At 57.1% G+C, this 22,992-nt stretch carries 28 protein-coding genes; 6 read left to right on the top strand and 22 right to left on the bottom strand.

Features of this window, described 5'->3' with window-relative positions:
- Positions 1-7: 7 nt before the first annotated feature.
- The 12 genes from rpsJ to fkpA all read right to left on the bottom strand — a co-directional run bounded on the left by rpsJ (position 8) and on the right by fkpA (position 8,894).
- A complete protein-coding gene (rpsJ, locus tag H7K56_RS18475; RefSeq protein ID WP_006120582.1) occupies positions 8-319 on the bottom strand; it encodes a 30S ribosomal protein S10 in 312 nt (103 codons plus the stop codon).
- 306 nt (positions 320-625) lie between these two features.
- On the bottom strand, positions 626-1,108 hold the full coding sequence (gene bfr / locus H7K56_RS18470; RefSeq protein WP_021508213.1) for a bacterioferritin: 483 nt from the start codon (positions 1,106-1,108) through the stop codon (positions 626-628).
- Between the two features lie 103 nt (positions 1,109-1,211).
- Complete coding sequence (gene bfd, locus H7K56_RS18465) at positions 1,212-1,406, bottom strand: bacterioferritin-associated ferredoxin (RefSeq protein WP_150360733.1); 195 nt, start codon at positions 1,404-1,406, stop codon at positions 1,212-1,214.
- 178 nt (positions 1,407-1,584) lie between these two features.
- The gene (gene tuf, locus H7K56_RS18460) at positions 1,585-2,769 is read right to left on the bottom strand and encodes an elongation factor Tu (protein ID WP_182689038.1); all 1,185 of its coding nucleotides are present in this window, start codon (positions 2,767-2,769) and stop codon (positions 1,585-1,587) included.
- Positions 2,770-2,838: 69 nt separating this feature from the next.
- Positions 2,839-4,953: an elongation factor G gene (fusA, locus tag H7K56_RS18455; RefSeq protein WP_150360734.1), complete on the bottom strand. Its 2,115-nt coding sequence runs from the start codon at positions 4,951-4,953 to the stop codon at positions 2,839-2,841.
- Between the two features lie 93 nt (positions 4,954-5,046).
- On the bottom strand, positions 5,047-5,517 hold the full coding sequence (gene rpsG / locus H7K56_RS18450) for a 30S ribosomal protein S7 (protein ID WP_007886246.1): 471 nt from the start codon (positions 5,515-5,517) through the stop codon (positions 5,047-5,049).
- Between the two features lie 96 nt (positions 5,518-5,613).
- A complete protein-coding gene (rpsL, locus tag H7K56_RS18445) occupies positions 5,614-5,988 on the bottom strand; it encodes a 30S ribosomal protein S12 (protein WP_010616440.1) in 375 nt (124 codons plus the stop codon).
- A 124-nt stretch (positions 5,989-6,112) separates the two neighbouring features.
- Positions 6,113-6,400, bottom strand: a complete 288-nt coding sequence (gene tusB / locus H7K56_RS18440; RefSeq protein ID WP_150360735.1) for a sulfurtransferase complex subunit TusB — start codon at positions 6,398-6,400, stop codon at positions 6,113-6,115.
- A 9-nt stretch (positions 6,401-6,409) separates the two neighbouring features.
- The gene (tusC, locus tag H7K56_RS18435) at positions 6,410-6,769 is read right to left on the bottom strand and encodes a sulfurtransferase complex subunit TusC (protein WP_058770980.1); all 360 of its coding nucleotides are present in this window, start codon (positions 6,767-6,769) and stop codon (positions 6,410-6,412) included.
- Entirely contained in the window at positions 6,769-7,155 is a 387-nt protein-coding gene (gene tusD / locus H7K56_RS18430; protein ID WP_021507458.1) for a sulfurtransferase complex subunit TusD, read from the bottom strand. The genes tusC and tusD overlap by 1 nt, the downstream gene beginning before the upstream one ends.
- Complete coding sequence (locus H7K56_RS18425) at positions 7,155-7,877, bottom strand: helix-turn-helix transcriptional regulator (protein WP_021507457.1); 723 nt, start codon at positions 7,875-7,877, stop codon at positions 7,155-7,157. The genes tusD and H7K56_RS18425 overlap by 1 nt, the downstream gene beginning before the upstream one ends.
- Positions 7,878-8,063: 186 nt before the next feature.
- Positions 8,064-8,894 carry an FKBP-type peptidyl-prolyl cis-trans isomerase gene (gene fkpA, locus H7K56_RS18420; RefSeq protein ID WP_021507456.1) on the bottom strand — a complete coding sequence of 277 codons (831 nt, stop codon included), beginning with the start codon at positions 8,892-8,894 and terminating at the stop codon, positions 8,064-8,066.
- A gap of 280 nt (positions 8,895-9,174) precedes the next feature.
- On the opposite strand from fkpA, the gene H7K56_RS18415 reads away from it, so the two are divergent.
- On the top strand, positions 9,175-9,393 hold the full coding sequence (locus tag H7K56_RS18415; protein ID WP_010616434.1) for a SlyX family protein: 219 nt from the start codon (positions 9,175-9,177) through the stop codon (positions 9,391-9,393).
- 55 nt (positions 9,394-9,448) lie between these two features.
- Here the strand turns inward: H7K56_RS18415 and slyD are convergent, their stop codons facing one another.
- The 4 genes from slyD to kefG form a co-directional block, all read right to left on the bottom strand.
- The gene (gene slyD, locus H7K56_RS18410; protein WP_021507454.1) at positions 9,449-10,012 is read right to left on the bottom strand and encodes a peptidylprolyl isomerase; all 564 of its coding nucleotides are present in this window, start codon (positions 10,010-10,012) and stop codon (positions 9,449-9,451) included.
- Positions 10,013-10,207: 195 nt separating this feature from the next.
- The gene (locus H7K56_RS18405) at positions 10,208-10,402 is read right to left on the bottom strand and encodes a YheV family putative zinc ribbon protein (protein ID WP_021507453.1); all 195 of its coding nucleotides are present in this window, start codon (positions 10,400-10,402) and stop codon (positions 10,208-10,210) included.
- Positions 10,403-10,446: 44 nt separating this feature from the next.
- Complete coding sequence (gene kefB / locus H7K56_RS18400; RefSeq protein ID WP_021507452.1) at positions 10,447-12,249, bottom strand: glutathione-regulated potassium-efflux system protein KefB; 1,803 nt, start codon at positions 12,247-12,249, stop codon at positions 10,447-10,449.
- Positions 12,249-12,800, bottom strand: a complete 552-nt coding sequence (kefG, locus tag H7K56_RS18395; protein ID WP_021507451.1) for a glutathione-regulated potassium-efflux system ancillary protein KefG — start codon at positions 12,798-12,800, stop codon at positions 12,249-12,251. Before kefG ends, kefB begins: the two co-directional genes overlap by 1 nt.
- Positions 12,801-12,914: 114 nt before the next feature.
- Between kefG and H7K56_RS18390 the strand changes: the two genes are divergently transcribed.
- Complete coding sequence (locus H7K56_RS18390; protein WP_104189617.1) at positions 12,915-14,819, top strand: ABC transporter ATP-binding protein; 1,905 nt, start codon at positions 12,915-12,917, stop codon at positions 14,817-14,819.
- A 189-nt stretch (positions 14,820-15,008) separates the two neighbouring features.
- Here H7K56_RS18390 and tauD read toward each other — a convergent pair whose 3' ends face one another.
- The 4 genes from tauD to tauA are packed head-to-tail and all read right to left on the bottom strand — an operon-like array spanning position 15,009 to position 18,430.
- Positions 15,009-15,848 (bottom strand): taurine dioxygenase, encoded by an 840-nt coding sequence (gene tauD, locus H7K56_RS18385; protein WP_150360736.1) that lies wholly within the window; start codon positions 15,846-15,848, stop codon positions 15,009-15,011.
- The gene (gene tauC / locus H7K56_RS18380) at positions 15,845-16,675 is read right to left on the bottom strand and encodes a taurine ABC transporter permease TauC (protein WP_021507448.1); all 831 of its coding nucleotides are present in this window, start codon (positions 16,673-16,675) and stop codon (positions 15,845-15,847) included. Before tauC ends, tauD begins: the two co-directional genes overlap by 4 nt.
- Complete coding sequence (tauB, locus tag H7K56_RS18375) at positions 16,672-17,439, bottom strand: taurine ABC transporter ATP-binding subunit (protein ID WP_021507447.1); 768 nt, start codon at positions 17,437-17,439, stop codon at positions 16,672-16,674. The genes tauC and tauB overlap by 4 nt, the downstream gene beginning before the upstream one ends.
- 10 nt (positions 17,440-17,449) lie before the next feature.
- Positions 17,450-18,430, bottom strand: coding sequence for a taurine ABC transporter substrate-binding protein (tauA, locus tag H7K56_RS18370; protein WP_150360785.1), 981 nt, complete (start codon positions 18,428-18,430; stop codon positions 17,450-17,452).
- A 235-nt stretch (positions 18,431-18,665) separates the two neighbouring features.
- Here tauA and H7K56_RS18365 point away from each other — a divergent pair, with 235 nt between their 5' ends.
- Positions 18,666-19,646, top strand: coding sequence for a LacI family DNA-binding transcriptional regulator (locus tag H7K56_RS18365; RefSeq protein WP_021507445.1), 981 nt, complete (start codon positions 18,666-18,668; stop codon positions 19,644-19,646).
- Between the two features lies 1 nt (position 19,647).
- On the opposite strand, the gene H7K56_RS18360 is transcribed toward H7K56_RS18365, so the two are convergent.
- Positions 19,648-20,250, bottom strand: a complete 603-nt coding sequence (locus tag H7K56_RS18360; protein WP_058780168.1) for a LysE family translocator — start codon at positions 20,248-20,250, stop codon at positions 19,648-19,650.
- Between the two features lie 60 nt (positions 20,251-20,310).
- Between H7K56_RS18360 and H7K56_RS18355 the strand changes: the two genes are divergently transcribed.
- The 3 genes from H7K56_RS18355 (at position 20,311) to H7K56_RS18345 (ending at position 22,479) form a co-directional block, all read left to right on the top strand.
- Complete coding sequence (locus H7K56_RS18355) at positions 20,311-21,327, top strand: hydrolase (RefSeq protein ID WP_058759291.1); 1,017 nt, start codon at positions 20,311-20,313, stop codon at positions 21,325-21,327.
- A 2-nt stretch (positions 21,328-21,329) separates the two neighbouring features.
- Entirely contained in the window at positions 21,330-21,548 is a 219-nt protein-coding gene (locus tag H7K56_RS18350; protein WP_021507442.1) for a YheU family protein, read from the top strand.
- A 61-nt stretch (positions 21,549-21,609) separates the two neighbouring features.
- Positions 21,610-22,479, top strand: coding sequence for a phosphoribulokinase (locus H7K56_RS18345; RefSeq protein WP_058780169.1), 870 nt, complete (start codon positions 21,610-21,612; stop codon positions 22,477-22,479).
- A 70-nt stretch (positions 22,480-22,549) separates the two neighbouring features.
- Here the strand turns inward: H7K56_RS18345 and H7K56_RS18340 are convergent, their stop codons facing one another.
- Positions 22,550-22,954, bottom strand: a complete 405-nt coding sequence (locus H7K56_RS18340) for an OsmC family protein (RefSeq protein WP_150360737.1) — start codon at positions 22,952-22,954, stop codon at positions 22,550-22,552.
- Positions 22,955-22,992 lie beyond the last annotated feature (38 nt).

Here is a 22,992-nt window from a genome sequence, read left to right as displayed (position 1 = left end):
GACCTGATTAACCCAGGCTGATCTGCACGTCAACACCGGCAGCCAGATCCAGACGCATCAGAGCATCAACGGTTTTTTCAGTTGGCTCAACGATGTCTACCAGACGCTTGTGAGTGCGGATTTCGTACTGATCACGCGCATCTTTGTTAACGTGCGGAGAGATCAGAACGGTGAAGCGCTCTTTGCGAGTCGGCAGCGGGATCGGACCACGTACCTGCGCACCAGTGCGCTTGGCAGTCTCGACGATTTCCGCGGTTGATTGATCGATCAGGCGATGATCAAACGCTTTAAGACGGATACGGATTCTTTGGTTCGACATGAGACCAAGGCTCCAAACATTTTATAAACGAAAAAAATTACTACCCGCACCCATTACGATTGATGGGGGAGTGTAATCGTTCAGCATATAACTCCCCAATCGGGAGTATTGTCAGGCGATACACTAATCGCTATCGCCTGCGATTCTGCTCGAATCGCGCCACACCAATATCGGCAGGCCCGCGCATTATACGCAAATCTGTTCAGGAAGCAACCCATGCTGCGTTTTTAACCGCAAAAGCACGCTCCGGTAAAAAAGCCCGCACGGGGCGGGCTGCAATCAACAGGTGGAACGGCACGGCAAACGCTACTTATCGCCCTCTTCTTTCAGCTGGGCCTGCAGATAGTTTTGCAGACCCAGTTTCTGAATCAGGTCGAGCTCAGTTTCCAGCCAGTCGATATGGTGCTCTTCATCCGCCAGAATCTCGATCATCATGTCGCGGCTGACGTAATCATGAACTTTATCGGCGTACGCAATCGCTTCGCGTAAGTCTTTCGCCCCTTCCAGTTCGAGCGTCAGGTCCGACTGCAGCATTTCCGGTACGTCTTCACCAATGCGCAGCCGGCCGAGATCCTGCAGATTAGGAATGCCTTCGAGAAACAAAATGCGTTCGATGTACTTGTCCGCATGTTTCATTTCATCAATGGATTCATGGTATTCAACATCGTTGAGGCGGATTAAGCCCCAGTTTTTGAACATGCGCGCATGTAGAAAGTACTGGTTGATTGCAACCAGTTCATTTCCCAGCAATTTATTGAGGTGAGTAATGATTTTGCCGTCGCCCTTCATTGTGCTTCCTCCGCTTGCAGATAAATAGAGCGTAGATGCGGATAAAAAGAAGTCAAAAAAACGCGACAGTTTTTGGGGTTATTCAGGCGAAGCGGATGCGTAGTTACGCTATCTCTTTGTAAAGAGGCACGTTTTGCATTTCATCATCCATAATATCGCGCGCCACGCGAATACACTTGCCGCATTGCTTGCCGATAGGCACCAGCTGGCGCAGTTGCTGAATCGATTTGGGTTGATAACGGCGGACAACTTCACGCAGGGTTCGGTCGCTTACGGCATTACACAGACAGACGTACATTTACAGCCCACTCCAGTACAATTTCCGATCAAAGTGTAAATGAGAATGGTTTTTATTTCAACGTAGCTTTTGTGTGGGATTAGGCGTGCCGGTCAATGCAAAGCAAAAAAAAAAGAGCACCGAAGTGCTCTTTTTCATGCTGCGGTGGCAACCGGAGTTACCACCGTTATTAACGCAATTAAGCGAGAACTTCAGCAACAACGCCCGCGCCAACGGTACGGCCGCCTTCGCGGATTGCGAAACGCAGACCCTGGTCCATCGCGATTGGGTGGATCAGCTCAACGGTCATTTTGATGTTGTCGCCTGGCATTACCATCTCAACGCCTTCTGGCAGTTCGATGTTGCCGGTCACATCAGTAGTACGGAAGTAGAACTGTGGACGGTAGCCTTTGAAGAACGGAGTATGACGGCCGCCTTCGTCTTTAGACAGTACGTACACTTCTGATACGAACTTGGTGTGTGGCTTGATGGTGCCTGGCTTAGCCAGAACCTGACCACGCTGGATCTCTTCACGCTTGATACCGCGCAGCAGAACACCACAGTTCTCGCCTGCCTGACCCTGGTCCAGCAGTTTGCGGAACGTTTCAACACCGGTACAGGTAGACTTGGCAGTCGCTTTGATACCAACGATTTCTACTTCGTCGCCCACTTTCACGATGCCGCGCTCAACACGACCGGTAACAACGGTACCACGGCCAGAGATTGAGAATACGTCTTCGATTGGCAGCAGGAACGGCAGATCGATAGCACGTACTGGATCTGGAATGTAAGTATCCAGGTGACCAGCCAGCTCAACGACTTTCGCTTCCCACTCAGCGTCGCCTTCCAGCGCTTTCAGCGCAGAACCGCGTACGATTGGGGTATCGTCGCCTGGGAAGTCGTACTGAGACAGCAGATCGCGAACTTCCATCTCAACCAGTTCCAGCAGCTCTTCGTCATCAACCATGTCACACTTGTTCAGGAACACGATGATGTAAGGAACGCCAACCTGACGGCCCAGCAGGATGTGCTCACGGGTCTGAGGCATTGGGCCATCAGTCGCAGCAACAACCAGGATCGCGCCGTCAATCTGCGCAGCACCGGTGATCATGTTTTTCACATAGTCGGCGTGGCCTGGGCAGTCAACGTGTGCGTAGTGACGGGTCGGGGGTTCATATTCAACGTGAGAGGTGTTGATGGTGATACCACGAGCCTTCTCTTCTGGCGCGTTATCGATCTGATCGAATGCACGCGCCTGACCGCCGTAGGTTTTAGCCAGAACGGTGGTGATGGCTGCAGTCAGGGTGGTTTTACCGTGGTCAACGTGACCGATGGTGCCCACGTTTACGTGCAGTTTGTTACGTTGAAATTGCTCTTTCGCCATGGCGATAATCCTTACGTTATGCCTTCATCAATGATGAAGGCATCAGTTCACAATTTTTAAACCGTAGCCTTATTTGCTACGAGCTTCAATAACGGCCTGAGCGACGTTGTTCGGCGCATCATCGTACTTCAGGAACTCCATGGAGTAAGAAGCACGGCCTTTGGTCAGAGAACGCAACTGAGTCGCGTATCCGAACATTTCAGACAGCGGAACTTCAGCGTGAATCTGAACGCCAGTCGCGTTAGATTCCTGACCTTTCAGCATACCACGACGGCGGCTCAGGTCACCGATAACGTCACCGGTGTTCTCTTCTGGGGTTTCTACTTCAACCTTCATGATTGGCTCAAGCAGAACCGGCTGTGCTTTCTTAAAGCCATCTTTGAAGGCGATAGAAGCGGCCAGTTTAAACGCCAGCTCAGAGGAGTCAACGTCATGGTAAGAACCGAAGTGCAGGCGCACGCCCAGATCAACTACCGGGTAACCGGCCAGTGGACCAGACTTCAGCTGCTCCTGGATACCTTTATCAACCGCAGGGATGTATTCACCAGGAATCACACCACCTTTGATATCGTTGACAAATTCGTAGCCTTTCGGATTCGAACCCGGCTCCAGTGGGTACATGTCGATAACAACATGACCGTACTGACCACGACCACCAGACTGCTTGGCGTGTTTACCTTCGATATCGGTAACTTTAGAGCGAATCGCTTCGCGGTAAGCAACCTGAGGTTTACCGACGTTCGCTTCAACGTTGAATTCAAGCTTCATGCGGTCAACGATGATGTCGAGGTGCAGCTCACCCATACCAGCGATGATGGTCTGGTTAGACTCTTCGTCAGTCCATACGCGGAATGACGGGTCTTCTTTCGCCAGACGACCCAGAGCCAGACCCATTTTTTCCTGGTCAGCTTTGGTTTTCGGCTCAACGGCGATAGAAATTACCGGCTCAGGGAATTCCATACGCTCCAGAATGATCGGGTTAGATGGATCACACAGGGTATCACCGGTGATCACGTCTTTCAGACCGATTGCTGCAGCGATGTCGCCTGCGCGAACTTCGCTGATCTCTTCACGTTTGTTGGCGTGCATCTGAACGATACGACCGAAACGCTCACGTGCAGATTTCACGGAGTTCAGTACGGTATCGCCCGAGTTAACCACACCCGAGTAAACGCGGAAGAAGGTCAGGTTACCTACGAACGGGTCGTTGGCAATTTTGAACGCCAGCGCAGAGAACGGCTCGTCGTCAGTTGCGTGACGCTCAGCCGGGGTATCTTTACCGTCGTCCAGGATACCGTTGATCGCCGGAACGTCAGTTGGTGCTGGCAGATATTCAACGACTGCATCCAGCATCGCCTGAACACCTTTGTTCTTAAATGCAGAACCACAGGTCACGAGGATGATCTCGTTGTTCAGTACGCGCTTACGCAGAGCAGATTTGATCTCTTCTTCAGACAGTTCTTCACCGCTAAAGAATTTCTCCATCAGCTCTTCAGAAGCTTCAGCAGCTGCTTCAATCAGCTTGCCACGCCACTCTTCAGCCAGTTCCTGCAACTCAGCACGGATATCTTCGTAAACGAAGGTAGTACCCTGATCGGCGTCGTTCCAGTTGATCTCTTTCATCTTGATCAGGTCAACAACACCGGTGAAGTTCTCTTCTGCGCCGATAGCCAGCTGCAGTGGAACCGGAGTTGCGCCCAGACGTGATTCGATCTGACCAACAACTTTCAGGAAGTTCGCACCCATACGGTCCATTTTGTTAACGAACGCGATACGTGGAACTTTATATTTGTTTGCCTGACGCCATACGGTTTCAGACTGCGGCTGCACGCCACCTACTGCACAGTAAACCATTACTGCGCCGTCGAGCACACGCATAGAACGTTCTACTTCGATGGTGAAGTCAACGTGTCCCGGGGTGTCGATGATGTTGATGCGGTGCGGCTCAAACTGCTTCGCCATACCTGACCAGAACGCAGTGGTCGCTGCAGAGGTGATGGTAATACCACGCTCCTGCTCCTGCGCCATCCAGTCCATGGTTGCAGCGCCATCGTGCACTTCACCGATTTTGTGGTTAACACCGGTGTAGAACAGGATACGCTCGGTGGTAGTGGTTTTACCGGCGTCAATGTGTGCGCTGATACCGATGTTACGGTAGCGCGCAATGGGTGTTGTACGAGCCATTTGATTCCTCTGATTCTCGGACGTTCAATGTAAGTCGACCCCAGCGGGTTGGCTGAATGAGCGCCCGCTGGTTTAACAACAACTACGTGGCGATTACCAGCGGTAGTGTGCGAACGCCTTGTTGGCTTCAGCCATACGGTGAACGTCTTCACGTTTCTTCACTGCAGTACCTTTGTTTTCTGCAGCGTCAGAAAGTTCGTTCGCCAGGCGGAGAGCCATCGATTTATCACCGCGTTTACGAGCAGCTTCTACGATCCAACGCATTGCCAGGGCATTACGACGAACCGGACGGACTTCAACTGGAACCTGGTAGGTTGAACCACCAACGCGACGTGACTTAACTTCGACAGTCGGACGTACGTTTTCGAGTGCAACTTCGAAAGCTTCCAGACCGTCTTTACCAGCACGTTGAGCCAGGGTATCAAGTGCGGTATAGACGATTGATTCAGCAGTAGATTTTTTACCATCTACCATCAGGATATTTACAAATTTAGCCAGCAGCTCTGATCCGAACTTAGGATCCGGCAGAATTTTACGCTGACCAATGACGCGACGACGTGGCATGGAAATACTCCGTTGTTAATTCAGGATTGTCCAAAACTCTACGAGTTTATTTTGACATTAAAGTTAAAACGTTTGGCCTTACTTAACGGAGAACCATTAAGCCTTTGGCTTCTTCACGCCGTACTTGGAGCGAGCCTGCTTACGGTCTTTAACACCTGAGCAGTCCAGCGCGCCACGAACGGTGTGGTAACGCACACCTGGCAGGTCTTTTACACGACCGCCACGGATCAGGATCACGGAGTGCTCCTGCAGGTTATGACCTTCACCGCCGATGTAGGAGGTGACTTCAAAACCGTTAGTCAAACGCACACGGCAGACTTTACGCAGTGCGGAGTTTGGTTTTTTCGGGGTAGTGGTGTAAACACGAGTACAAACACCACGTTTTTGCGGGCAAGCTTCCAGCGCCGGCACGTTGCTTTTAGCAACCTGACGAACGCGTGGTTTGCGAACCAGCTGGTTAACTGTTGCCATTAAATAGCTCCTGGATTTAGCTTTTGCTTCGTAAACACGTAATAAATCGCCTCGTATTACTACGAGGAGGCAGAATTTTAGGGCTGTGCCCATAGGGTGTCAAGAAATAACCAGGTTTTACCCCTCACCAGGCCACTTGTTGTGGATGCTTCGTCGTCAGCGTAACGAAACCAGTATAGTTCAGACGCGACACATTGGTCGAAATTTGCGCAGCCAGCCCGCGCGCCATCACGTCTTCTTCTAATACCCACAGCGTGGCGGGCGATGCCAGCAGCTGCTGCAGCTTCTCACTGCCTGCCAGCGCGGCCGTCACACCATCCTGTAACAGCAGCACGTCATCGCCCTCCTGCAACAGCAGCAGCAGGCTATCGAAATCGCATTGCCAGGGAGAGTGCAGCAGGGTGTAGAGCATGGTCAGTTCTCAGAAACGGAGGATACGGTCATAAGTTGCCAGCGTCTGACGCAGCGCGGCAGGTTCCAGCAGCTGCGCATCCAGCACGCGCGCTGCCGTGAGGCTCAGGCCACGTGCCAGCAGTGACGCCTGACAGATATAGCAGCGATCGATGTCGTATAGCGCCAGCACGCCAAAGGTCGCAATATAGTCACGCGCCAGAATCTGCGCCGGCTGCTGATCGCGGTTGAGCTGCAGCACGCCGTCGCCAATAAAGAACAGGCCGATATCCTCGCTCAGCGCGCCAGTCGCCAGCACGGCATCCAGCCCTTCCCGGCCAGCACTGCTGCCGTGCGGAGCCTGCGTAAACAGAAACGCCACGCGGTTCATCAGAACTGCACCAGGCGATCGCAGCTCAGCGCGGCTTCCGCCAGCGCGCCCAAGCCGCTAAGGGTAAATCCGGGCTGCAGATTGCTGCCCGCCAGCTGCAGGCGCGCCGCCTCCTGCGCATCGGTCACGCCGCGCCGCAACGCGGCTGCCACACAGATATTCAGCGCCGCGCCACTGTCGTCGCGCAACTGCTGCCAGGCGCGCACCATGTCCACTTCATCGCTGGCCGGCGCGCTGAGCTGGTTAGCATTCAGCACGCCTTCGCGGTAAAAGAACACGCTTTCCAGCTGATGTCCCTGTGCCAGCAGCGCACGGGCAAACAGCAGCGCGCTACTGGCGTGCTGTGTGCCGTAAGCCGGCCCGGTCACCAGCAGCGTGTAGCGCATTAGCGATCCTGCCCCTGCAGATCGCCACTCTTAAACTGGCGGATATACAGATACACGGTGTGCTTAGAAATATTGAGGCGATCGGCCACCTGGTTAATGGCGTCCTTAATATCGAAAATGCCCTTCTCGTACAGATTGAGGACGATCTGGCGATTCTTGGCGTTATTCGACACGTTGCGATCGGCGCTCACCTCTTCAATAGTGAACTCCAGCGTCTGGGTGACCAGATCCTCTACCGAGCTGGCAAAGTTGACGTTGGAATCCACCTGCTGCGTCTCCGGCGGCATGAAAGTCGACATAATCTGCGAAAACGGTACGTCCAGGTTCATATTGATGCACAGCAGGCCAATCACCCGCTGCTGCCGGTTACGAATCGCAATGGTTACCGACTTCATCAGCACGCCACTTTTGGCTCGCGTGAAGTAGGCGCGCGACACATTGCTCTCCGCGCCGTGCATATCATGCAGCATGCGCAGCGCCAGATCGGTAATCGGGGAACCCACTTTGCGGCCGGTATGTTCGCCGTTGGCGATACGCACGGCGGAGCATTTAAGATCTTCCAGAGAGTGCAGCACGATTTCGCAGTGCGAGCCAATCAGCATCGCCAGACCGTCGACCACCGCTTCGTAGGATTTAAGAATATCGTAGTCTGCTTGTTCGAACGGACGCTGCTCCAGTAAATCGAAGTCAGTCAGTTCGCCGGGATTGAATGGATTAGACATCGAAGACATTACCCTAAATGGCTGGAGCCTGTCTCGACAGCATTGGGGCAGACTCATCTTATGATCATTGTGCAGGCGCTAGTCTGGCAAATGTCGCCGTTTTTAGCCAGAGCTTTACTCATCGCGCCGCAAATTCAGGATGAGCGAAAACAAAACCGCCGCCCGAAGGCGGCGGTGCAAGTCAGCTTACTGCGCTTTCTTGTCAGCGGCGGCCGGAGCCTGCGCTTTCTCATCGGCTTTCGGCGCCGGCTTGATGTCGAGCAGCTCAACATCGAACACCAGCGTGGAGTTGGCCGGAATACCCGGCACGCCGTTTTTGCCGTAAGCCAGGTTCGGTGGGATCACCAGCTTGATCTTACCGCCTTTCTTCACGTGCTTCAGACCTTCGGTCCAGCCCGGGATTACGCCGTCCAGACGGAACGACAGCGGCTCGCCGCGCGTGTAAGAGTTGTCGAACTCGGTGCCGTCAATCAGCGTACCTTTGTAGTTAACCACCACGGTATCGCTGTCTTTCGGGGTTTCACCGCTGCCCTCTTTCTCTACCTGATACAGCAGGCCAGATTCGGTTTTCTTCACGCCCTTCTCTTTGGCGAACTTGTCTGCGTAAGCGGTGCCTTTGTCGGCATTCTCTTTCGCGTCTTTTTCCATCTTCGCCTGAGCGGCCCCTTTCACGCGGCCTTCAAACGCCTGCAGCGTCTGCTCAATCTCTTCGTCAGACAGCTTGCTCTTGCCGCCAAACGCATCCTGAACACCGGCAATCAGCTGGTCTTTGTCCAGTTTGATACCCAGTTTCTCCTGCTCCTTCAGAGAGTTGTCCATGTAGCGACCCAGGGAGGCGCCCAGCGCATAGGCTGACTGCTGGTCTTCGTTTTTGAAGGCAGCATTTTTCGGCGCCTGTGGCGCAGCCTGCGCTGCGTCAGCCGGTGCCGCAGTGGTTTCTGCTGCCATTGCCAGCGGTGCATTCAGCGCGACGGCCATGGTGGTAGCTAACAATGTGACTTTAAACAGTGATTTCATCCTTTCTCCAAAACCGAAGCTTCAAAACCTCGGGAATCATTGCGGACAGTGGCCCACACTATAACTTTACGTGGCAGTGGCGAACACTCCCACAGTGTAATTACCCGGTCAACCTCCGACCTTTTTTGCTTCAGGAAGTTTCATCAGAGATATAGGCGCAACGCGGGAATTCAATGCATACGCCAGACCGAAGGTGAAATATCAGGTGATTCTGACACGAAAGACCGTAGAATCACGCCCGACAAGATCAACGCGCAGCACCGTGACAGGAGGAGTGATGATGCAACAACCAGAATGGGATCAACGCCTTGAGGCGCTGGAGAGCAAGCTGGCTTTCCAGGAACATACCATTGAGCAGCTCAATCAGACGGTGGTTCAGCACGAGCTGGAAATGAGTAAACTGCGTGAGCAGGTGCGTCTGCTGGTGGATAAAGTGAAGGCCGCCGCCCCGTCCATGGTCGCTTCGCAAGCGGAAGAGACCCCGCCGCCGCACTATTAATATCGCGCGCTTTGCTGCCCAATAAAAAGGCCACCCGCAGGTGGCCTTTTTACACTTAGTGGTTGCAGCCGCAACCACCGTGGCCGCCGCAGCCGCCGTGACCGTGCTCATGATCGTGACCATGGTCGTGGTCATGATCGTGATGATGGCCGTCAGCGCCATGAACGTGGCCGTGAGCGATCTCTTCTTCCGTGGCTTCACGGATAGCGACCACTTCCACATTGAAGTTCAGGTTCTGACCCGCCAGCATGTGGTTACCATCAACCACCACGTGCTCATCTTCCACTTCGGTGATCTCGACCGGCACCGGGCCCTGGTCGGTTTCTGCCAGGAAGCGCATGCCAACCTGCAGCTCGTCAACGCCCATGAACACGTCTTTCGGTACACGCTGCACCAGGTTGTCATCGTACTGGCCGTACGCGTCGTTTGCCGGGATATGCACGTCAAACTTGTCGCCGACCGCGTGATTTTCCAGCGCTTTTTCCAGACCAGAAATCAGGGAACCATGACCGTGCAGATAATCCAACGGCGCACTCACCGGTGACTCGTCAACCAACACACCGTCTTCGGTACGAACCTGATACGCCAGGCTCACCACCAGGTCTTTTGCTACTTTCATGATATCTCCTAACCGTTGAGAACAAAGAATCCCGTCTCATTGGTCTATTCTCGCGTGCAATAACCAACCAGAAAGGTTCAGTACTGAGGATGCCAACAGTGCTGTTGGACCATACTGCTCAGCGTTAATGGCGCCGATTGTAGCGGAATTCAATACCGCTGTAAGGCTAAGCTTAAAAAAAGCTGCGCCATCGCGCTACTCCGGATGAAAAATGCCAATCACTTGCTCAGTGCTGCGAACCTGATCGCGCGCCTGCTTGTCCGCCTCACGCATCTGGTGGCCGCACTTTACGCACTCCACCACATCGACATTGTTTTCACGCCACATCGCCAGCGTGTCTTTCTCCTGACAGTGCGGACAAACCGCACCGGCAATAAAACGTTTACGCATAGTCTTTCCTGCCCGTTATCAGAACGGATACGTTAAGTGTAGCCTTACTCATCATCCCAGCCGTCAAACTGCCGTTTTTCATGCTGCATTTCACGCTGGAAAATGTCCTCCAGCTCGCGTCGCGCCTCACGCACGCGTGAAACCTGCACGCTGTCGTCGTGGCTCGGCACCAGTTCACGCAGCATGCGCATATCCAGCCGGCGGAAGTGCTGCTGCGCGCGCTGCGCCTGATGCGGATGCATGCCCAGCGATATCAGCGCTTTGCGGCCTAACTCCAGCGCGCTGGAGAAGGTTTCACGCGAGAACAGCGTGACGCCCGCCTGCAGCAGCTCATGCGCCTCGACACGACCGCGCGCCCGCGCCAGAATCTCCAGCTGCGGGAAGTGCTGCTGGCACAAGTGCACGATGGTCATCGAATCTTCCGGATCGTTACAGGTGATGACGATCGACTGCGCATTCTCCGCCCCGGCGGCACGCAGCAGCTCGAGCTCGGTGGCATCGCCATAGTAAACCTTGTAGCCATATTTGCGCATCAGGCTGACCGCCGAGATATCGCGCTCCAGCACGGTGATGCGCTTGTTGTTGGCCATCAGCAAACGCCCGACCACCTGACCAAAACGGCCAAAGCCCACCACAATCACCTGGGGCTGATCGTCCTCGACAAACGGCTTTTCACCGTCCTCTTCCGGTTCGTTGAAGCGGCGCGCCAGAATCTTATCCACGCCCTGCATCAGCAGCGGCGTGGTCATCATCGACAGCGTCACCGTGACCAGCAGCAGCGGCAGCTGATCGCCACTGAACAGTTTTGCCGACGACGCCGCCGAAAACAGCACGAAGGCGAATTCACCGCCCTGACTCAGCACGCCGGCAAACTGCAGGCGCTCCGAACTGCGCAGACCATAAATGCGCGCCAGCACGTAGAGCACCAGCGTTTTCACCGCCACCAGCAGCACCACGCCAATCAGAATTTCGAGGATGTGGGTATAAAGCACGCCGAGGTTGAGCGCCATGCCCACCGAAATAAAGAACAGCCCGAGCAGCAGCCCTTTAAACGGTTCAATGGCGACTTCCAGTTCGTGGCGATACTCACTCTCTGCCAGCAGAATACCGGCGATGAACGTCCCCAGCGCCATCGACAGGCCCAGCGCATCCATAAACAGCGCCGAACCGAGCACCAGCAGCAGCGAGGCGGCGGTAAACACTTCCCGCACGCCGGACGCGGCGATGAAACGGAAAATCGGCCGCAGCAGATAGCGTCCGCCCACCAGCATACCGGCGAATGCCAGCACCTTCATGCCCACCTTGAGCCAGTCGACGTGGCCACTGTCGCTGCCGGCCAGTAGCGGCACCAGCGCCAGCGCCGGAATCACCGCCAGGTCCTGGAACAGCAGCACCGAGAAGCCCAGCTGGCCCGCTTCGCTGCGGTTCATGCCTTTGTCGCGCATCAGCTGCAGCGCCATGGCGGTCGAGGACATCGCCAGGCCGATACCGCCAATCACCGCGGCCTGCCAGCTGAAGTCGGTCAGCCACAGCAGCACGCCGAGGATCGCTGCCGAAACCAGCACCTGCGCGGCACCGACGCCAAAAATAGAGCGCCGTAGCGCCCACAGCTTGGCCGGGTTCAGCTCCAGCCCGATGATAAACATCAGGAACACCACGCCAAGCTCCGAGAAGTGCAGAATCTCGTCTACATCGCTGATGAAGCCCAGCCCCCACGGGCCGATGGCGATACCGGCCAGCAGATAGCCCAGCACCGCACCAATGCCGAGCCGGGCGGCAATCGGCACCACCAGCACCGCCGCCACCAGATAAATCACGCCGGCGGTGAGTAACGTTTCGCCTTGCATCACACTCCTCCGTTCGGCAGCGGTGACGCCAGCCAGTCGCCATAGGCGCGCGCAAAATTGCGCAGCACCTCGGGTGTCTGACGACGCGCCCAGTAAATCACCATCGGCGTCAGCCAGTGCATGCGACACATCTGCGCCGTCAGCTCAAACGGTCGCATAATGTCGCTCATCGGGTAGCGATTGAGGCCGCTGTGGTGATACGCCGTCTCCGGCTCACCGGTGGTCACCACGCTGCGCCAGTATTTGCCTTCCAGCGCATTACCGTCCTGGCCGCTGGCAAAGCCGCGCGACAGTACGCGATCCAGCCACTCTTTCAGCAGTGCCGGACAGCTATAGGTATAAAGTGGATGCTGAAACACCACGATTTGATGGTCGCGCAGCAGTTGCTGCTCGTAATGAATATCAATAAAGAAATCCGGATAGTGGGCGTATAAATCGTGCACCGTGACGTGGTCCAGTTCCATAGCCGACTGCAGCAAAACCCGATTGGCAATCGAATCCTGTGATTCCGGATGGGCGTAAAGCAGCAATATTTTGGGCGGCTGCGACATCGTTCCCCTCCAAAGCGTCGTCACCGCGGCGGAATTCCGCTACCATGCTCGACGCAACAAACATTATCGAATTATGTTGCCGATAAATTAACATATTCTGACGATACGGCGCTTATGATTGTCTTTTCCGCATTACAAATCCGTCGCGGCACTAATGTGCTGCTGGATAACGCAACGGCCACCATTAACCCGGGGCAAAAAGTCGGCCTGGTGGGTAAAAACGGCTGCGGTAAATCCACGCTGCTGTCCCTGCTGAAGGGTGAAATCAGCAGCGATGCCGGCAACGTCACCTTTCCCGGCAACTGGGCGCTGGCGTGGGTGAATCAGGAAACCCCGGCGCTGAGTAAAGCCGCGCTGGAATATGTTATCGACGGCGACCGCGAATATCGTCAACTCGAATCCGAATTAGCGGCAGCCAATGCGCGCGACGATGGCAACGCCATTGCGCTGCTGCACGGCAAGCTGGATGCTATTCAGGCGTGGAGCATACACGCACGCGCCGCCAGTCTGCTGCACGGATTGGGCTTCAGCCAGGAACAATTAATGCGGCCGGTGAGCGATTTCTCCGGCGGCTGGCGTATGCGTCTCAACCTTGCTCAGGCGCTGGTATGCCGTTCCGACCTGCTGCTGCTCGATGAACCGACCAACCACCTCGATCTCGACGCGGTGATCTGGCTGGAGCGCTGGCTGAAGAGTTATACCGGCACGCTGATCCTGATCTCGCACGACCGCGACTTCCTCGACCCGGTGGTGGACAAAATCATCCATATCGAACAGCAGACAATGTTCGAATACACCGGCAACTACAGCTCGTTCGAGCGTCAGCGCGTAGCCAAACTGGCGCAGCAGCAGGCGCTGTACCAGAGCCAGCAGGAAAAAGTCACGCACCTGCAAAAGTACATCGATCGCTTCCGCGCGCAGGCCACTAAAGCCAAACAGGCGCAGAGCCGCATCAAGATGCTGGAGCGCATGGAGCTGATTGCCCCGGCGCACGTCGATAACCCGTTCAGCTTCAGCTTCCGCGCGCCAGAGAGTCTGCCTAACCCAATCCTGAAAATGGAGCAGGTTTCGGCGGGGTACGGTGAGCGGGTGATTCTGGATGCCATCAAACTCAACCTGGTGCCGGGTTCGCGCATCGGCCTGCTGGGGCGTAACGGCGCCGGTAAATCCACGCTGATCAAACTGCTGGCGGGCGAGCTGGAGCCGCTGGCGGGCAAGGTGGGTCTGGCGAAAGGGATCAAGCTGGGTTACTTCGCGCAGCATCAGCTCGAGTATCTGCGCGCCGATGAGTCGCCGCTGCAGCATCTGGCGCGCATCGCCCCGAAAACGCTGGAGCAGCAGCTGCGTGACTACCTGGGTGGCTTTGGTTTTCAGGGCGATAAAGTCAGCGAAGCCACCGAGCGTTTCTCCGGCGGCGAGAAAGCGCGGCTGGTGCTGGCGCTGATCGTCTGGCAGCGGCCAAATCTGCTGCTGCTCGACGAACCGACCAACCACCTCGATTTGGATATGCGCCAGGCGCTGACCGAAGCGCTGATCGACTTTGAAGGCGCACTGGTGGTGGTGTCACACGATCGTCACCTTCTGCGTTCAACCACCGACGATCTTTACCTGGTGCACGACCGCAAAGTGGATGTGTTCGAGGGCGATCTGGACGATTATCAGCAGTGGCTGAGCGACCTGCAGAAGCAGGAAACGCAGCAGGATGCCGCGCCGAAGCAGGACAACGCCAACAGCGCGCAGTCCCGCAAAGATCAGAAGCGCCGCGACGCCGAGCTGCGCGCGCAGACGCAGCCGCTGCGCAAAGAGATCGAAAAGCTGGAGAAGCAGATGGCCAAATGGCAGACACAGCTCAGCGAAGCCGAAGCACAGCTGGCCGACAGCGCCATTTACGAGCAGAGCCGTAAGGCCGATTTAACCGCCGCCCTGCAGCGCCAGGCGGAGAGCAAATCGGCGCTGGAAGAGGTCGAAATGGCGTGGCTGGAGGCGCAGGAGCAGCTGGAGCAGATGCTCGCGGGGTAAGGTGCGCGATGATGCCCTCACCCTGACCCTCTCCCATAGGGAGAGGGAATAAACCTTACTCCCGCGCTGGAACAGCCTCCTCCCACAGGAGAGGGAACAAACCTTACTCCGCCTTACCTGCTACGCACGGTCGGCCCCCTCTCCCGCTGGCGGGAGAGGGTTGGGGTGAGGGCAATCAACGCTCCGAAATCACACCGGCACATCCCCTAACACCGTCGCGCGATGCATCACGCGTCGCGCCGGATAATAATCCGCGTTGGCATAATGCTGCGTCACGCGGTTATCCCAGATTGCCACATCGTTCGGCTGCCAGCGCCAGCGCACCTGAAACTCCGGCTTGGTGGCGTGCGCAAACAGATAGCCCAGCAGCGCCTCACTCTCCTTCTCGCTTACGCCCAGCAGCCTGGTGGTAAAACCTTCATTAACAAACAGCGCCTTGCGTCCGCTCACCGGATGGGTGCGGATCACCGGATGCTGCACCGGCGGATGCTTCGCCACGGCCTGCTGCCAGCGCTGATGCTCCTCTTCCGTCTTACGGTACTTATACTCCTGGAACGATTTCTTAAAGTCGTGCTCCGCCTGCAGGCCACTCAGCAGCTGTTTGAACGGCTCTGACAGCGCCTCGTAAGCGGCAATCCCGCTGGTCCACAGCGTATCGCCACCGCTCTCCGGCAGCAGCTTTGAGGCCAGAATGGCGATCGCCGGCGGCGTCTGAATAAAGGTGACGTCGGTATGCCAGTTATCGTTGTCCGGCGGATTATCCTGATGCGTATCCAGCACGATAATCTCTTCCACGCCTTCGGCATGCGGATAAACCGGATGAATGTGCAGATCGCCGAAGCGGATCGCCAGCGCGCGCTGCTGCTCCGGCGTAATACACTGATCGCGCAGAAACAGCACCTGGTGACGCAACAGACCATGGTAAAGCTGCTCAAACTGCGCGTCACTCAGCGGACGGCTGAGGTCGACATCGCTGACCTGCGCCCCGATATACGGACCCAGCGCGGTAAAATTCACTCGTTCGTTCATTGCTGTTCTCCATTCCAGGGCGTCAGTCGGCGCTGTAGCGCACGTAAACCCAGTTCTAAACTAAAGGCAATCAGGGCGATCACCGCGATGCCCGCCAGCACCACATCGGTGGCGAGAAACTCCCCAGCCGACTGCACCATAAAGCCCAGTCCGCGCGTCGCGGCAATCAGTTCGGCCGCCACCAGCGTGGACCAGCCCACGCCCAGGCCGATGCGCAGACCGGTGAGAATCTCCGGCAACGCTCCGGGCAGAATGACAAAACGCAGCAGCTGCCCGCGCGTCGCCCCCAGCGCCTGAGCGGCACGGATCCGCACCTGCTGCGTATTCTTCACGCCGGCCAGGGTGGACAAAGTCACCGGCGCGAAAATTGCCAGATAAATCAGTAAAATCTTTGAGGTTTCGCCAATGCCAAACCAAATCACCATCAGCGGTAAATAGGCCAGCGGCGGCACCGGTCGATAGAGTTCAATCAGCGGATCGAGCAGCCCGCGCACCGCCGGGCTAAGCCCCATGGCAATGCCCACCGGAATGCCGATCAGCGCGGCAAAGAACAGCGCCACCAGCATGCGCGTCAGGCTGGCACCAAGGTGCTGCCATAGCGTGGCATCCATAAAGCCCTGCGGACCGGCAATAACCAGCAGCTTATGCAGCACCTGCTGTGGTGGCGGCAGGAACAAGGGCGCAATCAGCCCCAGCGCGGTCACGCCCCACCACAGCAGCAGCAGCACGGCTACGCTCAGCAGGCTCAGCGACAGCTGGCGGGAAAAGGGCCAGCGCAGGCGACGAACGCGGGACGTCCGGCGCTTGTCATCAATAACGGCACTCATACAAACGCCTCCCGCTGCGCGAACACCTGGTTCAGGACATACTCACGTCGTTCGATAAATGCCGGATCGGATTTGATGCTGCGGCACGGCTCGCCTGCGGCGAAGCGCTGGCCAAAGTCGAGCTTCAGACGTTCTACTACGCGACCCGGACCCGGCGACAGCAGCACCAGTTCGCTGGCGAGAAAGACGGCTTCTTCGATGTCATGGGTGATCAGCAGAATCTGCTTGCCGGTATCGCGCCATAACGTCAGCAGCAGCGTCTGCATCTGCTCGCGCGTGAAGGCATCCAGCGCACCGAACGGCTCATCTAACAGCAGCAGCTGCGGATCAGCGGCCAGCGCACGGGCAATCCCCACGCGCTGACGCTGACCCCCAGAGAGCTGCCAGATAAAACGCTTTTCTGCGCCCTCGAGCCCGACCTTACGGATCAGACGGCGGGCGATAGCGTGCCGTTCAGCTTTTGCCATGCCCGCCAGCTGCAGGCCAAATGCCACGTTATCGATGACGTTACGCCACGGCAGTAGCCCTTCGTTCTGAAAGACCACGCCGCGCTCTGCGCCCGGTCCGCGTACCGGCTTGCCATCCAGCGTGATACTGCCGGACTCCAGCGGCAGAAAGCCGGCGATCAAGTTCAGCAGCGTGGTTTTGCCACAGCCGGACGGCCCCAGCACCACCAGCAATTCGCGGCTGGCCAGCTGCAGATTGATATCCTGCAGCGCCGGTTGCCCGGCGTAACGTGCGTTGAGATGGGTGATGCTGAGCATAAGGCCTCCGTTATTTGGCTAAGGGGGCAACAAAGCGCGTGGTGACAAAGCTGCTGTAGTCACTGGCGGCATCCGGCACTTTGCCCTGCTCTTTCAGAAACTGTGCGGTATCGACAATCGCCTTGTTGACCGGTTTGCCCAGCTGTTCCACCTGCTGCTGCGCCGTCAGGTAGGTGTTGCCTTTCACCAGTTCGGGGACGTCACTTTCCGGCACGCCGCTCAGGCGCGACAGCTTGCTGAGGTTATCCGGTTGCTGCAGCCACTGTTCCGGGTTGGCGATATAAGCCTGCTGCGCGGCAATCGCGCTACGGGCGAAAGCGGTGACCACTTCAGGATGCTGCCGGGCAAAATCCTTGCGCACTACCCAGACGTCGAGCGTCGGTGAGCCCCACTGCCCGACCTGCGACGAGTCGGTCAGCACCTTGCCGTCTTTCTCCAGTTCATTGACGGCGGGCGCCCAGACGTAAGCGCCGTCGATATCACCGCGCTGCCAGGCAGCAATGATCGCCGGCGGCTGCAGATTGACCAGTTGCACCTGGGTGGGTTTGATGCCCCAGTGTTTCAGCGCGGCCAGCAGGCTGTAATGGGTGGTGGAGATGAAGGGAACGGCAATGCGTTTGCCGATCAAATCTTTGGGCGAGCTGATGTCTTTTTTCACCACCAGCGCTTCAGAATTGCCCAGCTGTGAAGCCAGCAGGAAAGCTTCAATCGGCAGCTGCTGCGTGGCGGCCACCGCCAGCGGGCTGGAACCGATGTTGCCAATTTGCACATCGCCCGAGGCTAACGCACGCAGGACGCTGGCGCCGCTATCGAATTTGCGCCAGTCAACCGTGGCACCGCTCTCTTTGGCAAAGGTATTGTCAGCCTGCGCCACTTTGGCCGGTTCCGCCGACGTCTGATAAGCCACGGTCACATTGACCGCCTGCGCCTGAAAGGTCATCAGCGCTAACGCGGCTGCTACCGCGCTTATTGTTTTGGTTACTGCCATCATCATGCACCCCAATGTTGAGTCGTGACGGCAGTGTCGCCAGCAGCAATGATTTCATAAAGGAATTAAAAATTATCCCTAATAAAAATCGGTTCTTAGATCAACATCGGGTAACGCTATGCAAAAAATGCAAATACAAAACCGCTGGTGCGGAACAAATATGTCAGGCGCTCACATGCCGACTGTGGTATTGATCTCGTCTTGATTTTTTCCCCCTTTTACAGCGGTACTGGCCTCCATGTCGATTGAGAAAGTTGCGCGCCTCGCGGGCGTGTCGAAAGCCACGGTTTCACGGGTGTTAAACCAGCATCCTGGCGTCCGGCCAGATACGCGTAAACGGGTGCTGGCCGCAATTAATGTGTGCGAATACCAGCCCAACCTGCTGGCGCGCCAGCTGCGTACCGCGCAAAGCAACATGTTGCTGGTGCTGATTTCCGATATCACCAATCCGTTCTGCTCACGGGTGGTGCAGGGCATCGAGGCGGAGGCCGAAGCGCACGGCTATCACATCCTGTTATGTAATTCCGCCTCACAGCTACGGCGCGAAACCGCCTATCTGGCGCTGCTGGCCGGCAAAGTGGTGGATGGGGTGATCACCATGGACGCCGCGGCCTGTCTGCAGGGACTGAAAGAGTTGATTGGTGATGCGCCGTGGGTGCAGTGTGCGGAGTACGATCCCTCGGTTAACGCCTCCAGCGTCACCATCGATAACCGTCAGGCGGCCTATGACACGGTGCATTATCTGGCCGGCAAAGGGCGCCAGCGCATTGCGCTGGTCAACTGCGATATGCGCTATCTCTATTCGCACCAGCGCGAAAGCGGCTATCGCGACGCCATCACGCAGCTGGGGCTTGACTGGCACGGCGTCGCTTACGCCAGCGACATCTCCTGCGAAGCGGGCAGCGCGGCGCTGCGCGAACTGCTAACGCAGCCAGAGCGGCCGGATGCGGTGTTTGCGGTATCAGACGTGCTGGCGGTTGGTGTGATTCACGCTGCTCTGGAAGCCGGACTGCGCGTGCCGGAGGATCTGGCGGTAGTCGGCTTTGACGGCATTCCGTTCACCAGCAGCATCAACCCGCCGCTGACCACCATTGCCCAGCCGATGAACCAGATGGGTGCCCGCAGCGTGCAGCTGCTGCTGGCGCGCATCCGTCAGCGCCAGGCGGCAGTGGTGCATGAAGTGCTGCCGTGGACGCGCATTGAGCGCGCCTCCAGCTGACTCAGTGCCAGATCAACAGCACGCAGGCTGCGGTCAGCGCACCCATGGCGAGGTTGAAGATTTTCCACGCGCGCGGACTGCGCAGCAGCCGGCCAATCAGCGAGCCGAAACCCATCCAGATCACGCCGGAAACCACGTTCACCAGCGCCATGCCGAGGCTGATCGCCACTACGGAATGCATATAGGCGCTGCCGGCAAGGCTAAAGCTGGCGACCGCACCCAGCGCCATCAGCCACGCTTTCGGGTTGATCAGTTGCAGTAATCCGCCCTGCCAGAAAGGCATCTGCTTCACGCTGGCATCGTCGGTCTCCAGCGTTTCGTATTCGGCGGTGGCAATTTTCCACGCCAGCCACAGCAGGTAGAGGCTACCGGCCACTTTTAGTACCAGATGCAGTGAGGGATAGAGCAGAATCAGGCTGCCGATGCCAAACGCCACCATCAGCAACATCACCTGCATGCCAATCATGATACCAATCAGCAGTGGAAAGGTGCGCAGGAAGCCAAAATTAGCACCTGAGGCGGTAAGTAACATATTATTGGGCCCTGGCGTGATGGCCGCGACCCAGAGAAAGCCCAGCATTGATAAAAAAAGACTCAGTTCCATGTATATTCGGGTGCTCCTCACCCAGAAAAGCGAACAACCCATCGAAGCTATCAGCGAGTTATGCATCAGACAAGTACTATCCCAGGCTATTTTGATCGCCCGAGCGGCGAGCGCTTTACCCCGCTGCGCGGCTTCGGCAATGCGCATCTGCAAACGCTGCTGCCGCGCCTGCTGCGCCGGCGCGTCACGCTGCGCCCGCACTGGCAGCGCCTCGATCTGCCGGACGGCGACTTCGTCGATCTGGCGTGGAGCGAAGATCCGGCACAGGCACGTCACAAGCCGCGCATGGTGCTGTTCCACGGGCTGGAAGGCAGTTTCCGCAGCCCCTATGCCCATGGGCTGATGCAGGCGTGTCAGGCGCGCGGCTGGCTGGCGGTGATCATGCACTTCCGCGGCTGCAGCGGCGAGCCTAACCGTCTGCAGCGCATCTATCACTCCGGTGAAACTGAAGATGCGACCTATTTTCTGCACTGGCTGCAGCGCGAATGGGGCACGGTGCCAACGGCGGCGGTCGGCGTTTCGCTCGGCGGCAATATGCTGGCCTGTCTGCTGGGGCTGCAGGGCACGTCGGCCCCGCTGGATGCCGCGGTCGCCATCTCCGCGCCGCTGGCGCTGGAGCCATGCAGCCAGAAGCTGGACGTGGGCTTTTCACGCTTTTATCAGCACTACCTCCTGACCCAGCTGAAGAAAAACGCCACGCGCAAACTGCGCGCCTGGCCGGGCACGCTGCCGGTCGATCTGACGCAGCTGCGCGCCTTCCGCCGGCTGCGTGAGTTTGATGATGCGATTACCGCCCGCGCCCACGGGTTTATTGATGCGCGCGACTATTATCAGCGCGCCAGCGCCATGCCATTGCTGACCGGCGTGCGCAAGCCGCTGCTGATCATCCATGCTAAAGACGATCCCTTCATGACCGATGCGGTGATCCCGCAGCCGCAGCAGTTGTCTGCCACAATTGAGTATCAGCTGACGCAGCAAGGCGGTCACGTCGGCTTCGTGGGCGGCAGCCTGCTGCGACCCAAAATGTGGCTGGAGCAGCGCGTGCCGGACTGGCTCTCAACTTATCTGGATATGTAACTGTGATTATTCCCTGGCAAGAACTCGACCCGACAACGCTGGAAAACCTGATAGAAAGTTTTGTGCTGCGTGAAGGCACCGATTATGGCGAGCAGGAGCGCAGCCTGACGCAAAAAGTGGCCGACGTGCGCCGCCAGCTTGAGCAGGGCGAAGTGGTACTGGTGTGGTCAGAATTGCATGAATCGGTCAATATTATGCCGCGGCGGGAATTTCGCGGCTGATGCGTCAGGCGGCAATTCGTGGTAACAATGCTCATCGCCGGACTTCACAGGGAGCGCTGTTATGTCAGCCAGGCATCCAGTCATAGCCGTTACCGGTTCCAGCGGCGCCGGAACCACCACCACCAGTCTCGCCTTCCGTAAAATTTTCCAGCAGCTGGATCTGCACGCGGCGGAAATAGAAGGCGACAGTTTCCATCGCTATACCCGTCCGGAAATGGACATGGCGATTCGTAAGGCGCGCGACCTCGGGCGTCACATCAGCTACTTTGGCCCGGAAGCCAACGACTTCGGCCTGCTGGAGCAGACTTTCCGCGACTATGGCCAGAGCGGACTCGGCCAGTCGCGCAAATATCTGCACACCTACGATGAAGCGGTGCCGTGGAATCAGGTGCCGGGCACGTTTACACCCTGGCAGCCGCTGCCGGAAAACACCGATGTGCTGTTCTATGAAGGCCTGCACGGCGGCGTGGTGACGCAGCAACATAACGTGGCGGAACACGTCGATCTGCTGGTTGGCGTGGTACCGATTGTTAATCTGGAGTGGATTCAGAAACTGGTGCGCGACACCAGTGAGCGCGGCCATTCGCGCGAAGCGGTGATGGATTCGGTGGTGCGTTCGATGGAAGACTACATCAACTACATCACGCCGCAGTTTTCCCGCACGCACCTCAACTTCCAGCGCGTGCCGACCGTGGATACCTCGAACCCGTTTGCCGCGCGTGAGATCCCGTCGCTGGATGAGAGCTTTGTGGTGATCCATTTTCGCGGCCTGGAGGGCATCGCTTTTCCTTATTTACTGGCGATGATCCAGGGCTCGTTTATTTCCCACATGAATACGCTGGTGGTGCCGGGCGGCAAGATGGGACTGGCGATGGAGTTGATCATGACGCCGCTGGTGCAGCGGTTGATTGAAGGAAAACGTATTGAATAGCGCAGGCTAACGCGCCAGTTTCGCCGGGAGGAACTGAGATCGGGAGCGCAGCGCCGCGCTCCCGGCTGGATTACAGCTCCACCACTTCGTAGCTGTGCGTTATCTCGACGCCCTTGCCCAGCATGATCGCGACCGAGCAGTACTTCTCCGCGGACAGATCCACCGCGCGCGCCACCACTTTATCGCTCAGCGCTTTGCCGCTGACAATAAAATGCAGATTGATATGCGTAAAAATGCGTGGCGCTTCTTCGCGGCGTTCCGAGGTCAGTTTGACTTCACAGTCGGCGACATCGTTGCGCCCCTTTTGCAGAATCGACACCACGTCAATCGCGCTGCAGCCGCCCGCAGCCATCAACACCATCTCCATCGGGCTGGGCGCTTTATCACCGGAATTGCCGTCCATTAATACCTGATGACCGGATGAGGATTCTCCGAGAAAGGTCAGCCCTTCCACCCATTTCACTCGTGCCTGCATTATTCTTTCTCCTGAAGCGGCGGTTTTGCCGCCAGAGT

This window comes from Pantoea dispersa, from assembly GCF_014155765.1.
Classification (GTDB): domain Bacteria; phylum Pseudomonadota; class Gammaproteobacteria; order Enterobacterales; family Enterobacteriaceae; genus Pantoea; species Pantoea dispersa.
The sequence above is the reverse complement of the archived record's forward strand: the minus strand, read 5'-3'. Positions and strand labels throughout refer to the sequence as shown.

Excerpts from the sequence above, each read along its gene's own strand:
- H7K56_RS18360 (WP_058780168.1), bottom strand. The coding sequence starts at position 20,250 with ATGGAACTGAGTCTTTTTTTATCAATGCTGGGCTTTCTCTGGGTCGCG.
- tuf (WP_182689038.1), bottom strand. The coding sequence starts at position 2,769 with ATGGCGAAAGAGCAATTTCAACGTAACAAACTGCACGTAAACGTGGGC.
- rpsL (WP_010616440.1), bottom strand. The coding sequence starts at position 5,988 with ATGGCAACAGTTAACCAGCTGGTTCGCAAACCACGCGTTCGTCAGGTT.
- H7K56_RS18390 (WP_104189617.1), top strand. The coding sequence starts at position 12,915 with ATGATTGTCTTTTCCGCATTACAAATCCGTCGCGGCACTAATGTGCTG.
- H7K56_RS18340 (WP_150360737.1), bottom strand. The coding sequence starts at position 22,954 with ATGCAGGCACGAGTGAAATGGGTGGAAGGGCTGACCTTTCTCGGAGAA.
- tusD (WP_021507458.1), bottom strand. The coding sequence starts at position 7,155 with ATGCGCTACACGCTGCTGGTGACCGGGCCGGCTTACGGCACACAGCAC.
- tusB (WP_150360735.1), bottom strand. The coding sequence starts at position 6,400 with ATGCTCTACACCCTGCTGCACTCTCCCTGGCAATGCGATTTCGATAGC.
- H7K56_RS18355 (WP_058759291.1), top strand. The coding sequence starts at position 20,311 with ATGCATCAGACAAGTACTATCCCAGGCTATTTTGATCGCCCGAGCGGC.
- rpsJ (WP_006120582.1), bottom strand. The coding sequence starts at position 319 with ATGTCGAACCAAAGAATCCGTATCCGTCTTAAAGCGTTTGATCATCGC.
- H7K56_RS18415 (WP_010616434.1), top strand. The coding sequence starts at position 9,175 with ATGCAACAACCAGAATGGGATCAACGCCTTGAGGCGCTGGAGAGCAAG.
- slyD (WP_021507454.1), bottom strand. The coding sequence starts at position 10,012 with ATGAAAGTAGCAAAAGACCTGGTGGTGAGCCTGGCGTATCAGGTTCGT.
- H7K56_RS18365 (WP_021507445.1), top strand. The coding sequence starts at position 18,666 with ATGTCGATTGAGAAAGTTGCGCGCCTCGCGGGCGTGTCGAAAGCCACG.
- tauC (WP_021507448.1), bottom strand. The coding sequence starts at position 16,675 with ATGAGTGCCGTTATTGATGACAAGCGCCGGACGTCCCGCGTTCGTCGC.
- tauD (WP_150360736.1), bottom strand. The coding sequence starts at position 15,848 with ATGAACGAACGAGTGAATTTTACCGCGCTGGGTCCGTATATCGGGGCG.
- fusA (WP_150360734.1), bottom strand. The coding sequence starts at position 4,953 with ATGGCTCGTACAACACCCATTGCGCGCTACCGTAACATCGGTATCAGC.
- tusC (WP_058770980.1), bottom strand. The coding sequence starts at position 6,769 with ATGAACCGCGTGGCGTTTCTGTTTACGCAGGCTCCGCACGGCAGCAGT.
- H7K56_RS18405 (WP_021507453.1), bottom strand. The coding sequence starts at position 10,402 with ATGCGTAAACGTTTTATTGCCGGTGCGGTTTGTCCGCACTGTCAGGAG.
- fkpA (WP_021507456.1), bottom strand. The coding sequence starts at position 8,894 with ATGAAATCACTGTTTAAAGTCACATTGTTAGCTACCACCATGGCCGTC.
- tauA (WP_150360785.1), bottom strand. The coding sequence starts at position 18,430 with ATGATGGCAGTAACCAAAACAATAAGCGCGGTAGCAGCCGCGTTAGCG.
- bfr (WP_021508213.1), bottom strand. The coding sequence starts at position 1,108 with ATGAAGGGCGACGGCAAAATCATTACTCACCTCAATAAATTGCTGGGA.
- H7K56_RS18425 (WP_021507457.1), bottom strand. The coding sequence starts at position 7,877 with ATGTCTAATCCATTCAATCCCGGCGAACTGACTGACTTCGATTTACTG.
- kefB (WP_021507452.1), bottom strand. The coding sequence starts at position 12,249 with ATGCAAGGCGAAACGTTACTCACCGCCGGCGTGATTTATCTGGTGGCG.
- rpsG (WP_007886246.1), bottom strand. The coding sequence starts at position 5,517 with ATGCCACGTCGTCGCGTCATTGGTCAGCGTAAAATTCTGCCGGATCCT.
- bfd (WP_150360733.1), bottom strand. The coding sequence starts at position 1,406 with ATGTACGTCTGTCTGTGTAATGCCGTAAGCGACCGAACCCTGCGTGAA.
- tauB (WP_021507447.1), bottom strand. The coding sequence starts at position 17,439 with ATGCTCAGCATCACCCATCTCAACGCACGTTACGCCGGGCAACCGGCG.
- kefG (WP_021507451.1), bottom strand. The coding sequence starts at position 12,800 with ATGTCGCAGCCGCCCAAAATATTGCTGCTTTACGCCCATCCGGAATCA.
- H7K56_RS18345 (WP_058780169.1), top strand. The coding sequence starts at position 21,610 with ATGTCAGCCAGGCATCCAGTCATAGCCGTTACCGGTTCCAGCGGCGCC.